Origin of the sequence: Rothia sp. SD9660Na, assembly GCF_030064065.1 — a bacterium.
Lineage (GTDB): Bacteria > Actinomycetota > Actinomycetes > Actinomycetales > Micrococcaceae > Rothia.
The window spans coordinates 350,954-365,467 of record NZ_CP125946.1 but is presented as its reverse complement, the minus strand read 5'-3'; the positions used below and the strand labels follow the sequence as shown (position 1 = coordinate 365,467).

At 59.2% G+C, this 14,514-nt stretch carries 13 protein-coding genes, 1 tRNA gene and 1 riboswitch; of the genes, 6 read left to right on the top strand and 8 right to left on the bottom strand.

The window, feature by feature from the left end; all coding sequences use genetic code 11:
• Positions 1-29: 29 nt before the first annotated feature.
• Together QM007_RS01900 and pcrA are read right to left on the bottom strand one after the other, a co-directional pair.
• A complete protein-coding gene (locus QM007_RS01900) occupies positions 30-641 on the bottom strand; it encodes a sarcosine oxidase subunit gamma family protein (RefSeq protein WP_283490310.1) in 612 nt (203 codons plus the stop codon).
• Between the two features lie 68 nt (positions 642-709).
• A complete protein-coding gene (gene pcrA / locus QM007_RS01895) occupies positions 710-3,409 on the bottom strand; it encodes a DNA helicase PcrA (RefSeq protein WP_502949067.1) in 2,700 nt (899 codons plus the stop codon).
• Positions 3,410-3,503: 94 nt separating this feature from the next.
• Here pcrA and QM007_RS01890 point away from each other — a divergent pair, with 94 nt between their 5' ends.
• Positions 3,504-4,208: a hypothetical protein gene (locus QM007_RS01890; protein ID WP_283490309.1), complete on the top strand. Its 705-nt coding sequence runs from the start codon at positions 3,504-3,506 to the stop codon at positions 4,206-4,208.
• Positions 4,209-4,282: 74 nt separating this feature from the next.
• Here the strand turns inward: QM007_RS01890 and QM007_RS01885 are convergent, their stop codons facing one another.
• Entirely contained in the window at positions 4,283-5,200 is a 918-nt protein-coding gene (locus QM007_RS01885) for an endonuclease domain-containing protein (protein WP_283490308.1), read from the bottom strand.
• 167 nt (positions 5,201-5,367) lie between these two features.
• On the opposite strand from QM007_RS01885, the gene QM007_RS01880 reads away from it, so the two are divergent.
• Positions 5,368-5,440 (top strand) — tRNA-Arg (locus QM007_RS01880).
• A gap of 175 nt (positions 5,441-5,615) precedes the next feature.
• Here the strand turns inward: QM007_RS01880 and QM007_RS01875 are convergent.
• The 3 genes from QM007_RS01875 to QM007_RS01865 all read right to left on the bottom strand — a co-directional run bounded on the left by QM007_RS01875 (position 5,616) and on the right by QM007_RS01865 (position 8,024).
• The gene (locus tag QM007_RS01875; protein ID WP_283490307.1) at positions 5,616-5,858 is read right to left on the bottom strand and encodes a hypothetical protein; all 243 of its coding nucleotides are present in this window, start codon (positions 5,856-5,858) and stop codon (positions 5,616-5,618) included.
• Positions 5,859-6,089: 231 nt separating this feature from the next.
• On the bottom strand, positions 6,090-6,698 hold the full coding sequence (locus QM007_RS01870) for a C40 family peptidase (RefSeq protein WP_283490306.1): 609 nt from the start codon (positions 6,696-6,698) through the stop codon (positions 6,090-6,092).
• Between the two features lie 4 nt (positions 6,699-6,702).
• Positions 6,703-6,855: riboswitch (cyclic di-AMP (ydaO/yuaA leader) on the bottom strand.
• 476 nt (positions 6,856-7,331) lie between these two features.
• Positions 7,332-8,024, bottom strand: coding sequence for an iron-dependent transcriptional repressor DtxR (locus QM007_RS01865; RefSeq protein ID WP_283490305.1), 693 nt, complete (start codon positions 8,022-8,024; stop codon positions 7,332-7,334).
• A gap of 383 nt (positions 8,025-8,407) precedes the next feature.
• On the opposite strand from QM007_RS01865, the gene serC reads away from it, so the two are divergent.
• The gene (gene serC, locus QM007_RS01860; protein ID WP_283490979.1) at positions 8,408-9,517 is read left to right on the top strand and encodes a phosphoserine transaminase; all 1,110 of its coding nucleotides are present in this window, start codon (positions 8,408-8,410) and stop codon (positions 9,515-9,517) included.
• A gap of 89 nt (positions 9,518-9,606) precedes the next feature.
• On the opposite strand, the gene QM007_RS01855 is transcribed toward serC, so the two are convergent.
• Together QM007_RS01855 and QM007_RS01850 are read right to left on the bottom strand one after the other, a co-directional pair.
• Positions 9,607-10,977, bottom strand: a complete 1,371-nt coding sequence (locus tag QM007_RS01855) for an MFS transporter (protein WP_283490304.1) — start codon at positions 10,975-10,977, stop codon at positions 9,607-9,609.
• Positions 10,974-11,534 (bottom strand): DUF3027 domain-containing protein, encoded by a 561-nt coding sequence (locus tag QM007_RS01850; protein ID WP_283490303.1) that lies wholly within the window; start codon positions 11,532-11,534, stop codon positions 10,974-10,976. Before QM007_RS01850 ends, QM007_RS01855 begins: the two co-directional genes overlap by 4 nt.
• 106 nt (positions 11,535-11,640) lie before the next feature.
• Here QM007_RS01850 and QM007_RS01845 point away from each other — a divergent pair, with 106 nt between their 5' ends.
• From QM007_RS01845 to QM007_RS01835, 3 genes are all read left to right on the top strand, one after another.
• Positions 11,641-11,886 carry a hypothetical protein gene (locus QM007_RS01845; RefSeq protein ID WP_283490302.1) on the top strand — a complete coding sequence of 82 codons (246 nt, stop codon included), beginning with the start codon at positions 11,641-11,643 and terminating at the stop codon, positions 11,884-11,886.
• 126 nt (positions 11,887-12,012) lie between these two features.
• Positions 12,013-12,723 (top strand): response regulator transcription factor, encoded by a 711-nt coding sequence (locus QM007_RS01840; protein ID WP_185174100.1) that lies wholly within the window; start codon positions 12,013-12,015, stop codon positions 12,721-12,723.
• An 84-nt stretch (positions 12,724-12,807) separates the two neighbouring features.
• The gene (locus QM007_RS01835; RefSeq protein WP_283490978.1) at positions 12,808-14,223 is read left to right on the top strand and encodes a sensor histidine kinase; all 1,416 of its coding nucleotides are present in this window, start codon (positions 12,808-12,810) and stop codon (positions 14,221-14,223) included.
• Positions 14,224-14,514: the final 291 nt, after the last annotated feature.

Here is a 14,514-nt window from a genome sequence, read left to right as displayed (position 1 = left end):
CAGTTACCGCCAACGCTCCCCCACCGGGACTATTTGACCTTCTCGCAGGCGTCCAAAATATTAACCAAGAAGGGGGCTGTATCGGAGGCACGAGGCACCATCAGATACTCCAGCTCATCGATACGCCAGAGCATAATGCGGGCCTCAGCTACGGTACAGGACAGGGCCTTGCCCGGGTCGAAGAAGTCCGGCGGGAAGTCAAAGTGGACGACCTCATCGATGACGTCCGCCGCCGCTACTCCGCTCAGATTCAGCACGGTCCGGTTGACCGACACATCAAGTACCAGCCCCTCGTCGCGCCCCAGGGCTGCGGTGAGCGCGCGCCCCAGCTTTACGGCGTCCACCCTGGTCACTACCAGGTAGACGCCCTCTTCAACGTAGAGGCAGGCCACGACCTGGCGGGTGCCGTAAAGCAGGTGCAGGGCGGTTGCATCGCCTGTTACCTGCCCGCGGGTGGTCGGCAGAGATGCACCCAGCACCTTTTCGATGCGGCGGGCAGCGGGAGTTGTAGAGTCAATTTCGATGCGAAAGAGAAAGAGGTCAGAAATCTCCTGAAGCTGCACGCGGGTATCGGTCACCTCATCCATTGCCTCCACAAATTCTTCGGCGATAGAGGGAAGGTTAGAGTCGTGATGATCCATGGTCGTCCTTGAGTGAATCGGGCAGAAAGTAGCCCGGCACCACGGGGCGGCGCCGGGCTACTTTTATTTTAGTCGGTCTTCTTTGTGAGCGGGGCGTAGCGCAGCAAGAGCCGTTTCTCTTCTTTCGCGAAGCGCACCTTGGCTACGGTTTTATCACCGCTACCCTCAAGAGCAGTCACCCGGCCCTCACCAAAACTGGTGTGCTCAACCCGGTCGCCAACCGCGAGCGCCGGGATTTCCTTGTTCTGCTGCACGCGGGAAACCTGGCGAGCTGCTGCTTTGAGCCCGTAGGTAGCTGAGCCGTTGACTTCGCTGGTAGTTGGTTCGGCAGGACGCCGCCGCTTGGCTGGTTCGTCAAAGCGGCTGGAGTAGGTGGAGGACTCGTACGAAGAACCGTACCCGCTCACAGAGCTTCCGCCGCGGTTGCCAGCCCAGCCGCCGCGTCCGCCCGCGTAAGCGCCCCCGTAACCGCTGCCGGAGTAGCCGCCGAAGGGTGAGCCGGTACGCTTCCAGTCAATGAGTTCCTCGGGAATCTCTTCGAGGAAGGGGGAGGGCGGGTTGAACTGGCTCTGGCCCCACATGGAGCGGTTCTCAGCGCGGGTGAGGTAGAGCCGTTCCATGGCGCGGGTCAGACCCACGTAGGCCAGGCGGCGTTCCTCACTCATTTCTAAGTCATCGGTGAGGGCTCGCTGGTGGGGAAAGAGGCCGTGTTCCATGCCGGTTAGAAAGACCACGGGGAATTCCAAGCCCTTGGCAGTGTGCAGGGTCATCAGGGTAATGACGCCCTGGGAGCGGGCTTCGGCAACCTCGGCTGCGATCTGGGCGGCGGACGGCCCACCCTCCTGCTCGGCCTTGGGTTTGTTGGGGATCTGGTCGGCGTCTGCGACCAGGGCGACGTGTTCGAGGAAGTCCTCCAGGGTGGCACCTGCGTTGTCGATTTCGAACTCGCGTACGGCGTCCACCAGTTCGGAGAGGTTCTCGACGCGGGATTCGTCCTGAATATCCTTGGATTCGCGCAGGGCCGCCAGGTAGCCGGTCTGCTCAAGCACCGCTTCGAGGCAGGTGGCTGCCGTCTCGGTGGCAGCGAGTTGAGCCAGGTCGTCAATCATCTGGGCAAAGGCAGCCATCTTCTTCACGGCGGCAGCGCCCAGACCGGGCACCTCGCTGCCCAGGCGCAGGGCAGCCATAAAGGAGATACCGGTGGCGCGGGCGTGGTCGGCGACCACGCTCTCAGACTTAGCGCCGATACCGCGCTTGGGTTCGTTGAGCACGCGGCGCACGTTGATGTCGTCATCGGGGTTCACCAGCACACGCAGGTAGGCCAGGGCATCCTTGATTTCCTTGCGCTCGTAGAAGCGGGTACCGCCGACCACGCGGTAGGGCAGGCCCACGCGCATGAGCATTTCTTCGAGGGTTCGGGACTGGGCGTTGGTGCGGTAGAAAATCGCCACGTCGCCTGGGGCGGTGCCGTGCTCGTCGCGCAGGCGGTCAATTTCCTGGGCGATGTAGCGGGCCTCAGCGTGCTCGGACTCTGCCACGTAGCCGGTGATTTTGGCACCGTCGCCACTGGCCGTCCAGAGCTTCTTGGGGCGGCGGCCCTTGTTACGCTCAATCACAGCGTTGGCTGCCGAGAGGATGTTCTGGGTGGAACGGTAGTTCTGTTCCAGCAGAATGGTGCGGGCAGCCGGATAGTCTTCCTCAAAGTCGGTGATATTGCGAATATCAGCCCCGCGGAAGGCATAGATCGACTGGTCAGAGTCACCCACCACGGTCAGCTCAGCAGGCGGGTAGGCGTCGGGGTAGGGGCCGTTATCGGCGGAGCCGGTCTCGGAGCGCAAGGACACCGCACCCCCCACCAGCTGCCGCACCAGCTGATACTGAGCGTGGTTGGTGTCCTGGTATTCGTCAACCAGGATATGGCGGAAGCGACGGCGGTAGTACTCAGCTACCTGGGGGTGGTTCTTCAGAAGGTTGACGGTTTCAAAGATGAGGTCGTCGAAGTCCAGGGAGTTCGCTGCCCGCAGGCGCTCGGTGTAAGCCGTGTAGACCTTCGAAATCACGCCTTCCCAGGGGTCGGTGGGGCTGGTTTCAGCTGCGAACTGTTGGGCGCTGACCAGCTCATTCTTGAGATTAGAGATACGGTTACCCACGACCTTGGCAGTGAACTTCTTCGTATCGAGATTCATCTGCTTGATAATCAGGGTCAGCAGGCGCTGGGAGTCAGCCGAATCGTAGATGGAGAAGGTTGATTTGAGGCCCAGGGCTTTAGCCTCACGGCGCAACACCCGCACGCAAAAGGAGTGGAAGGTTGAAATCCACATGCTCTGGGCCCGCGGCCCCACCAGGGCGGTGATACGCTCCCTCATCTCGGCTGCAGCTTTATTGGTGAAGGTAATCGCCAGAATCTGCCCCTGGTGGGCGCGCCCCGTTGCCAGCAGGTAGGCGATACGGTGAGTCAGCACGCGGGTCTTACCCGACCCGGCACCAGCCACAATCAGCAAGGGGCTACCAGCATGCTTTACTGCCTCAGCCTGATGCTCATTCAGCCCTGCCACCAGCGTCTCGGGATTGACGCTGGGAGCGGGGCGGGCGTCCTCAACATCAGGCATAAACCCGCTCACCTGGTAGGCAGGCGGCACAAAGTCATCGGCCGGAGGGGCCGCATCGTAAAAGGGGTCGAAAGGAGGCTCGTCGAAGAAAGGCTCCCCCTCAGGCGCAGAAGAGCGCGGCGGAGCGGGCACAGGCATAAAATCGTCGTCATCAAACATAGAAGAACTCTCCAAAGATCAACCGTCAACTCCCCATTTTAGGCGAGAGGGCCACAGCCCACACCCGATTGAGCTGACAGATAAGATAGACAGCATGGGTCTTTCAAAAGGTCAGAAGAAACGTCTCTACGGTGAGAACACGCAAGCGCACTCCCCCGCACCGTCCACAGCTAAGGCGGGGCGGACGTCCGCGCCCCCTCGCGGGCAGGGGGCAGGGCCGCGCGTCGTTACCGACTACAGCCGGGCAGAGCTCGCAGCCGAACCGGAAAAGGGCGGGGGCTCCTACATTTTCTTGGGCGTTGCCTTTGTCGTGACCGTCCTGTTCTTGCTCTACTACTACCTCATGCTGCTGCCCGGTGTATCGGCGGCTGCCGGTGCGACTGCCCCGGAACTCATGCTGCGTTTCGATGCCCAGCACCTACAGACTCTAGCGGCGGGCCTGGGTGTAGAGGGCTTGCAGGCCTACCAGGTGCTCCACCGCTCTACTGGTCTAATTCTGCCCCTGATTTTTGCTTTCACCTGGTGGAATATGGTGCGAGCCTCCAAGTTTGAACTGCTAATGGGCCGGCTAATGCTGACCCTGCCGGTGGCCTACGCTTTTGTTTTTATTGCCGGTGGTTTTGCTGTTGACTCCGCCCTAGCCGACCCGCTGGGTGGCACTACGGCTCTTGCCTCCCTTCTGATGACGGCCCGCTGGGCCCTGTTCGTGCTCTGCCTGGTGCAGCTGGGCTACCTGGCGCTGCGCCTGGTCAGAAGCAAGATGGACGCCTTCGCCCGCGGCGAGCTGCCCGGGCAGTGATGTTGGGTTAGCATCCCACCTGCCCCCCCGAAAAGTGCAAGTGCCTGTGCAAAAGTGACAGGCACTTGCACTTTTTAAGCGGCAGCTAGTCGCCGCACCCCGTGCCGTAGCAACAGACCCACCACGTGCTGCGGGCGGTGAGTGAGGTCTTCATAGGTGATTCGCAAGACCTTCCAGCCCTCGTTCTCTAACTCGCGCTGCCGGAAGAGATCTTGTTGCCGCTGTTCGTCAAAAGATCGATAAGCCCCGGTGTACTTGATACGGCCGTCCACCTCGAGAATAAGCCTGAGGTGCCGCCACATAAAATCAGGACGATAGCGGCGGCCACTGCTCGTAACCACCCACCGCTGCAAGGCGGGTAGCTCAAGATTTTCAAGCACCATCAGAAAATACGCCTGAGATTCTAGTGGTGATTCAAGCTCGGTCGTCAGGCTCCGCGCCAGGGTACGAGCTTGCTTCGCGCCGCGGTCTGAGACGGCCAGTAGCGCATCGTGCAGCAGGTACTGGTTGCACAGGTTCTGGTGGAGAAAATAGTGCGCAACCGTCACCGTGGTGAGCGCCCGCTGGTGACCGATACAGCTCAGGACGGTATCTATAGGTGAAAGAACAGTAAGGCCTTGGTGCTCCTGTGCCCTGTTTATTGCTTCAGCAGGAGTGACACACCGGCGAATGCCCTGCTGTTTGCCGCGATCGCGCCAGGAGCTCGCGAGGTAGATATGAGAGGGGAGTTCAAGGAGGGGTGCTCCCCAGGCAAGAGCAGCGGACGTGCGTGTAAGGACGGCGTGTGAGCGGGTTTTGCTCACCGCTATATGGTGTACCAGGGCACGCTCGGTAGGGGTTGCCTGCGCGAGAGTCTGGGTTTTGATGTAGGCGCCCTGTCTGAGACGGACGAGCTCTTTGGACCGCACTGCGTCACTAATTTTGCGGCTGGTCAGACCTTGCAGGCGTAGGTCACCGGTAAGAAGTACTGAGTTATATAGGTGCTGGCTCATGATGTATAGGGTGACTAACTCTTAGGTGTTGACGCTAGTCCTGTGGATGCAGGGGTCGGTTAGCGCGTCTTAATGCCGCAGGAAAAGTGCATATGCCGTCGACTTATCCACTGGCGTTTGCATTTTTCGGGTGGCGTATAGGTTTTCGTGTAAACTGGTGGGGTTGCGCCCTCGTAGCTCAGGGGATAGAGCACCGCTCTCCTAAAGCGGGTGTCGGACGTTCGAATCGTCTCGGGGGCACAAAAAGTGAGGGTATGCCATACTGCGCGGAGCGCTGGCATACCCTCACTTTTTGTGCCCGGCGTTAAAAATACGGCCCCCAGGCCGGATTTAGCCGGTTTTAGAGCTAGCTTTGCTGATGCCATACTGCGCGGAGCGCTGGCATACCCTCACTTTTTGTGCCCGGCTGGGGAGTCTAGGCTCGGGGGTTTTTCTTTTTGCGGTAGAGCACTCGTGAGGCGATAAGGCCCAGCACGATTCCGATTCCACCGGTGATGGAGACCCACATCGCGGCGTGCCCAGCGAAGAGGGCGATAAGAAGTCCGGCGATGATACCGGGTACAGCGCCGGATACCATGCCGATGGCCATGTAGGTGAATTCTTGGTCGGAGGACCCTGCGGGGCTTTCGAATTGGGGGCTGTTTAACTTCTGCGACATAGTTTCAATCCTAACTGCGCCTTCTGCCGGAGTTGAAAAGTGGGTATAAAAAATGCGCCCCAGCTGGTCGTCTGGTGCGCATGCGCAAGCGTAGTGTTTGCGGGGGATCCATACCGTGTGATGTGTGGTAGGAATTCTTGTGTTCGTTTTTCAGTAGGAAGGTGACCAGCTACTGAATAAACGTCACCGGCTGGGGCAGAGTGTTATCTACCCCGTACCGTGTGAGAAGTCTTAGATGCCAGCGGTGTAGTAACCGTCGACGGGCATGAAGCCGCCACCGTCAACAGCGGTCAGCTGGGTGCCCTGTGAGGGGTTGAGAGCTGAGATCATCTGGCCGTCGCCGACGTAGATGCCTACGTGTGCGTAACCGTTGGTGAAGACGATGTCACCGGGCTGGGGGTTTGAGGTGGGGGTCAGCTCGGTTGCCATGGTGTAGGTGTAGGCGGTCAGGTTGATGCCAGCCTGTGCGTAAACGTAGGAGACGAAGCCTGAGCAGTCCCAAGCCTTGTAGGTCTTGCCGCCCCAAACGTAGGAGCCGCCGATGCCGTCGTAGGCAGCTGCCAGGACGGTTTCGCGAGCGGTTGACAGGTCAACGTTGCTGGAAACCTCAGCGGTGGCGCTTGCCTGGGGGGCGACGGTTGAGGTGGTCTCAACTGCGGCGGTAGCTTCGTAGCCCCAGGTGTTGTAGTTGTAAGAGTGTGAAGCCAGTGCAGGTGCTGAGTGAGCGGGTGCTGAAACTTCAGCTACTGCGAAAGCGTTTGCGGGTGCAACGGTTGCGGCGAGCATAGCGCCTGATGCTGCAACGATACCTGCGGTACGTACGATGGTTGAATTAGCCATTTTGTTTTCCTCCATTGCCGAACGAGGTGAGCTGTCGGGTTCGAGCATGAAGTTCGCTCGGCCGCAGAGTGTGCGACTTAACCCCTAGGGTTCTCGGTGGAGAGCCCGAAAGGTGGGTCCCCCGCTTCTGCCGTGATGTATTTTGTTTTGTTGTCCTGTGAACAGTGGCAGAACTAGGCGGTGCTGTTCGTAGGGTGCTAATCCGACCAGTGATGAGCACGAAATAGAACATTACACAGCCTCAACCGATTTGTCACGCTTTGGTTACGATTTCGAGGAAGCAACCCCTAGGTACAAAGTAGGGTGATTGTTTTTTCGGCATTCAGGACGCGTCCAGCTGGGGCTTATGGGGCACATATAGTTCGCTTTGACAAGGCGAAATAAAAAGAAATCTCAGCACTTTATCAGCACCTTCACCCACCCCTTCTATCAGATTTTTGACAGCTTTAATTTAACTGAGAAGCCGACCACTTAAGGTTTTCAGGGGTGCCAGTACTGCAATTTTAGACCCCGCTAAGCACCTGACAGCCCTGTTCTAGCAAGACCAACGACTCGAAGGCACCCCAATACATAACGATTTGATAACAAAAAGGGAGCTTGCCACCCAGCAAACTCCCCTTTGTTACCAAACTGTTATCTTTTGACGATAATTGCTTCTGCAACCTCAGCACTGAGCGTCAGCGAATCTTCCTCACCGTCAGCGTGAACCAGAACCGAGCCGTCCTTATTACCCAGAATTGAGACGGTGGCCCCGTAGACAATTCCGGCATCGCCTAGATGCTTCAGCAGCTGCACGTCGGTCTGAATGAACTCGGGCAGGCGAGAAACAGTGAAGCGGTCGTCCTCAGATGAGTCACGGCCAGCAATCGACATGGTGACGGTGCGTCCGTCATTCTCTTCGCTCTCTGCACCCAGCTCTTCCAGGCCGGGAATCGCATTGCCGTAGGGCGAGAACTTAGGTTCGTTGAGCAACTCCAGTAGGCGACGCTCGACGCGCTCACTCATCACGTGCTCCCAGCGGCAGGCTTCCTCGTGGATGTATTCCAGATCAAGACCAATAACGTCTGCCAGCAGGCGCTCTGCCAGGCGGTGCTTACGCATCACCTCTACCGCTTTCTGACGCCCCTCGTCGGTCAGTTGCAAAGAACGATCACTAGCGACGGTTAGCAGGCCGTGACGCTCCATACGGGCGACGGTCTGAGAAACGGTGGGGCCGGAGTGTTCCAGGCGCTCTGCGATACGGGCACGCATGGGAGTAATGCCCTCTTCCTCAAGCTCCAGCACGGTACGCAGATACATTTCGGTCGTATCGATGAGGTCAGTCATGCCTTCTCAAATTCTCCTTGAGTCAGCTCGCACAACCTGCGAGCTGTAGGTGCAGTAGTTTTGCCCTTAATTGTATGCGTTCCCAGGCCTAGCCGGGGCAGACTCTCTTCATCAGCTGAAATTGTTGCTTACTGGTAAATCCGTACCCATCTGCCCTACCGGACGTCCGCCCTTCCCTAGGCTCCCGCAGCGTCCATCTCACTATATAAATTTCTGCCCCCTATTTTGAGCCGGGGCGGGCCTACCTGGAGGCTCAGGGTGGCCTTGGGTTGCAGAATGGAAACAGCAGGACGCCGGCGGCACCTTCCTCCCTCCCATCAACGCAAAGCCGCCCGGCTGACCTCCTGCCCGTGCCTAGGAGATATTCAGTGACCACTTTTCCCATGATTCCCACCGAGATGCTACCTGCTGATGGCCGTTTCGGTGCTGGCCCCTCGAAGGTCCGCCCCGAGCAGGTTGCCGCCGTATCAGCTGCCGCCACTACCCTGCTGGGCACCTCCCACCGCCAGACACCGGTGAAGAACCTGGTGGGCGAGATCCGCGAGGGCCTGCGTACCTTCTACTCCGCCCCCGAAGGCTACGAGGTGATCATGGGTAACGGTGGCGCCACTGCCTTCTGGGATGCCGCCACCTTCGGCCTGGTAGAGAACAAGGCCCAGCACCTCACCTTTGGTGAGTTCGGCTCTAAGTTCGCTTCTGCCACCAAGGCCGCTCCTTTCTTGGCTGATTCCACCGTTATTTCTTCTGACGCTGGAACTCGCCCCGAAGCCCGGGCCGAAGAGGGCGTCGACGTTTACGCCTGGCCCCATAACGAAACCTCAACCGGTGTTTTTGCTCCTGTCGTCCGCCCCGGGGGTATCGCCGATGATGCCCTGGTTTTGATCGATGCAACCAGCGCGGCCGGTGGTCTCGATGTGGATGTGGCGCAGTCCGATGTCTACTACTTCTCACCCCAGAAGAACTTTGCTTCTGACGGCGGTCTCTGGCTGGGCCTCTGGTCACCCGCTGCGATTGAGCGTGCCGAGCGCATCGCTGCCTCTGACCGCTGGATTCCGGATTCCTTGAACCTGGCGACCGCCATTAGCAATTCCCGCCTCAATCAGACCTACAACACCCCGGCTCTGGCCACCATGATTATGCTCAATGAGCAGCTTAAGTGGATGAACGAGCAGGGCGGTCTTGCCTTTGCCGCTGCCCGGACCGCTGATTCTGCCGGCCGCGTCTACGCCTGGGCTGAGGCTAGCGACTACGCTACCCCCTTTGTGGCTAACCCTGCTGAGCGCTCCAACGTCATTGCCACCGTCGACTTCGATGAGAGTATCGACGCTGCCGCTATTGCCAAGGCTCTGCGCGCCAACGGCATTGTGGACACCGAGCCCTATCGCAAGCTGGGCCGCAACCAACTGCGGGTTGCAACCTTCACCGCTATCGATCCTGACGATGTTTCGGCTCTGCTTGCCTGTATCGATTATGTGGTCGAAAAGCTCAAGTAGGCTCAGCTACCAAGAGATAAGGACGCCGCTCCCCCGCTTCCCTGCCCGGTGGCAGGAAGGCGGGAGGCAGCGTCCTTGTCGTAGGTGCCTTAGCGGGGCTCTTGCAGGTCGATGGCCGCTGTGACCGGAGGTGGTTCCTCTTCGGGGGTTTCAGCCTCTTCGGTACGGGGTCGGAGCACCAGGCGGGTGCGGGCTTGGCGGTCGTAGTGCAGGTGGAGGTGCTTGTATTTCATGATCCAGATAAGCCCAATCAGGGCGGCAATGAAGCCGGAGGCAGAGGCAACCCCCAACCCCCAGCGGGCGCCCCAGAGGTCATTAACTAGGCCTACTAGGGGCGAACCAATGGGGGTACCCCCGATAAAAACCGCCATATACACGCTCATAACCCGCCCCCGCATAGCGGGCTCGGTAGTGACCTGTACGTAGGCATTGGCCGAGGTGATAATGGTCAGTGCCATCAGCCCCAGGGGAATCAGGGCCAGGGCAAACAGCCAGAGATTGGGAGCCAGCGCTGCCAGCAGGGTTGCTACCCCGAACCCAAAGCAGGAGGCGAACATAAAGCGCATGCGTGGAGTATCTCTTCTGGCTGCCAGTAGGGTGCCTGTCACCGAGCCGATGGCAACAACAGAGTTCAGCAGCCCAAATTCACCCGCGCCCTGACCGAATTCGGTGGTGGCCATAGCCGCAATGTTGAGAGCGGTATTCAGGCCGAAGGTACCAATGAGGAAGGCTGCAACCATCACCACGATAATGTCGGGGCGGTGTTTGAGGTAGGCCATGCCGTCCCGGACCCGGTTGTGAGCGGCGGACGAACGCGGTAGCTGCCGCAGCTCGCTGTCACGGATAGCGAGGATTGCCAGAATCATGGCTATAAAGGTCACCGTGTTGAGCAGGAAAACCGGCCCTGTGCCTATGACTACCACCAGCAGGCCGGCGACCGCTGGGCCAATCATGCGCGCAACATTGAACGACATGGAATTCAGCGCAACGGCGTTGGGCAGGTCCTGATCGGGGACCAGTTCAGAGACGAAAGTGGACCGCACCGGGGCGTCCAGGGCAGATACGACGCCAAGGGCGAGGGCAAAGAGGTAAACATGCCAGAGGGCAACCTGCCCCGACAGAACCAGAAGCCCCAGCCCGAGGGCCAGCAAACCCATAGTGCTCTGGGTCCATAGGAGAATTTTTCGCCGATCGCCCCTATCGGCAAGCGCACCCGCGTAGGGGGCGAGGAAGAGGGGCGGGGCAAATTGCAGGGCAATCACGATGCCCATTTGGGTGGAGTCGTGGCTTGAGAGGTCATTGAAGACCAGCCAGTCCTGGGCAGTGCGCTGCATCCAGGTGCCGATGTTAGAGACCAGCGCCCCGATAAACCAGATACGGTAGTTAAAAATCCATAGGGAGCGGAAGGTTTTATTCCGCTTAGTTACTGGTTGGGGTTCTGGTCTCTGGGCAGCTGTCATTCAGCGCTGGCACCTACCTGGTCATCTTCGGTGAAGTTGGTGTCGTCCTCGCTCCCTGAGGCGCTGTCACCGTAGTCCGCATCGTCATGGTCGTAGTCTTGCTCCTCCTGGTCTTCGGGGAGCAGGCGGTCGGCCCAGGGTACCCAGGCCGGGGCAAGTAGGGCGTCATCGCCGGGGAGCAGGCCGATCTCACAGACAGTTGCTACCTTTGAGCGGGGGGCACGCGAGAGGGTGGCGAACCAGAACCAGCCTCGGTAGCCGGGAAGGGTACATTCAAAAAGGTGGGTGGTGAGGCGTTCTTCTTCACCGCGCAGGTGGTGGACGGGGCCGATAGCGTTTTCCGGGGCGATGTCGGCTAGGCCTGCGAGGGCTACGTCTTTAGCTGCGGCAAGGACGGCGTCGACCTTGCTGGTACGGCGACGGCGGGTGGGCTCGCCCAGGGTTGGTTCAGGGGCGGATGCCGGTGCCTGCTCAGCGGCTTCGGGGCCGGGCTGCTCGTAGCTTTCTGCGCTCGAAGTGCCGGGGGCTGTTAGCTCGTCTTTTACCTCTTCAGTCATACTCCTATTAAAGCAGGCCGGTAGAGGCTGTGGCCGCTGCTCTTCCTCCCGGCGTAATACCCGTGCTTCTTTAGGTAGCTATAGCGGGCCTTGATAGCTTAGAGATATGTCTTCTGAACACACTGAAATTCCTGAGCTACCCTACGGCGGTGCTATCCGGGCGCTGGGGCTTGCAGCTGGCGTCCTCATGCTGGTAGGAACCCTCTGCGGCCTTGCCATGCTACTCCTGAAATGGACCACGGGAGGCGCTCCCCATGTTGTGAGCCTTGCTCCCCTGGTGACCCTACCGCTGGCTTTTCTGGCGCTCTTGGGTGCCCTTTTCCTGACCCTGCTTCGGCGACGGGCCAGCTAGGTCCAAGTTCCTCGTCTTTTGCTCACGGCGTACTTACCGCATTTTCCCAGCAGGACTAAGGCAAATTCAGCAGAAAATACAGCTGCACACAGCTAGTGCACAGGTAATAAGCGCACAATTAAAAGCGTGAATACCAAAGAACCTGAAGCAAAACTGCTGGTCGTCGACGACGAACCCAACATTCTAGAGCTCCTCGCAACCTCCCTGCGTTTTGCGGGCTTTGAGGTTGTCACCGCAGCCAACGGCCGTGAGGCTCTTGAGAAGGCTGAAACCGAGTCGCCCGATTTGGCCGTACTCGATGTCATGCTACCCGATATGGACGGCTTCACCGTCACCCGTAAGCTGCGTAGCTCCGGCCGTCTCTTCCCCGTCCTCTTCCTCACCGCTAAGGACGACACCGAAGACAAGGTCACCGGCCTCACCGTAGGCGGCGACGACTACGTCACCAAACCCTTCAGTCTGGATGAGGTTGTGGCCCGCATCCGCGCCGTCCTGCGCCGCACCCAGCCCCACATCGAAGAAGATTCTCGCCTGCGCGTAGATGATCTGGTGCTAGACGACGATGCCCACGAGGTCTTCCGCGGCGACCGCGAAATCGACCTCTCCCCCACCGAGTTCAAGCTTCTGCGCTACCTGATGCTCAACCCCAACCGTGTGCTCTCTAAGGCCCAGATCCTTGATCACGTATGGGAATACGACTTTAACGGCGATGCCTCCATTGTGGAGTCCTATATCTCCTACCTGCGTCGCAAGATTGATAACGACCAGAACCTACCCCCGCTGATTCATACCAAGCGCGGCGTCGGCTACCTGCTTCGTACCGCCAACAAAAACTAAGGGGTTACGAGTTTGCGCTCTCGTCTCTCTGTGCACCGGCTGGGTTCGCTGTCCTTGCGAACCCAGCTCGTGCTTTTAACATCTATGCTGCTGGCTCTGGCTATCTCTGTGATGTCTCTGGTCGCTATTTCAGCGATTCGAGCCAAGATGATGGACCAGCTCGACGATGAGATTACTGCCAGCTACAGCTACCTGGTCACTGCGGTCTATGCTGACCAACAGCTGTCACAGACCCAGGGAACTTTCATTCCCTACGAAGCATATTTGCTAGATAGCGACGGGAACATCGTGCGACCGGTGGCAACGCTGGCCGATGAGTCATCCTCCCCCGTCATCTCTGGTCTGACCGCTGATAACGTCAAGCGCTACAACAAGGCAGCACTGACGGTGCGTTCAGCCAGCGGCCACACCGAATGGCGGCTGATCGCCTTCCCGATTGAGGACACCAACCAGACCCTAGTGATCGCCGCCCCCCTGACCCAGATCAACCAGACGGTAGCTATCGTAGGGAGCCTCACCATGCTCTTTGGTGTAGCTACCCTTCTTGCCTCCATCGCGCTGACCTGGGTAATCGTCACCCGTGCCTTTGAGCCCCTCGCCCGCGTGGAACAGACCGCAGCCCAGATTGCCGCGGGCGACCTCTCTCAGCGTATTGAGAACTACAGCCCCTACAACGAAATTGGCCATCTCACCACCTCTTTGAACACCATGCTCTCGCACATTGAAGAGGCCTTTGACGCCCAAAAACGCTCCGAGGTGAAGATGCGGCGTTTCGTGGGCGACGCTTCGCACGAACTTCGCACCCCGCTGGTGTCGATTCGGGGTTATTCTGAGCTCTACCGTATGGGCGGCCTGCCCAACGATGAGGCCGTTGCAATGGCTATGGACCGCATTGAGTCAGAATCTAAGCGCATGGGCCAGCTGGTAGAAGACCTCTTAACCCTGGCTCGTCTCGACGAACGCCGGGTTGCCGAAAACGCCCGGATAGACCTGCTGAAGCTAGCTACGGACGCCGCTAATGACGCCTTCGCCTCTGCCCCCGACCGCGCCATCGAGGTGGTGGGGCTAGAGGGGGCCGAAGCCCTCACATCCTTGGTCTGGGGCGATGAGCAAAGATTGCGCCAGGTTATCGCCAACCTGATGACCAACGCGCTGCGCTACACCCCGGCGGGCTCCCCGATTGAAATTGCGGTCGGGTCGGTACCGGGCGTTGATGGCACCTGGACGTCCGTGCTCCAGGTCCGTGACCACGGCCCGGGTATTCACGGTGAAGACGCAGAGCGCGTCTTTGAGCGTTTCTACCGGGCTGACACTTCACGCACCCGCGAGACGGGTGGAACCGGCCTGGGGCTAGCAATCGTCGCTGCGATTGTAGGCCAGCATGACGGCACGGTACGGGTTGAAGAAACAGAAGGTGGCGGTGCTACCTTCACTATCCGCATTCCCCAGTACAGTGACCACACCGACCCTATTCCGCTTGCAGCAGGTGAGCAAGCCTAGACCAGGCCTTGTCCTGGCGCTCTAGAAGTTTAGTCGGGGCCTTCCTGTCTTCAGCAGCCTGCCGCGTCCCTGGTGCAGGGACCCTGTGGATAGCCGCTAGAAGCCGTCATAGAGACGTCATTACTGCACCATATTTTTCTTCTAGAAGTGTGCAAAACCCCGCCCTGGCAGCTCGACTGCCGGGGCGGAGTTTTCCACAGGCACTCTTTTGCTTCCGGCCAGAACTAGATCCCCTGTAGGCTCAAAGGCATCAGGTAGCTCACCCTATCGGTACCTGATACCCCTTACATA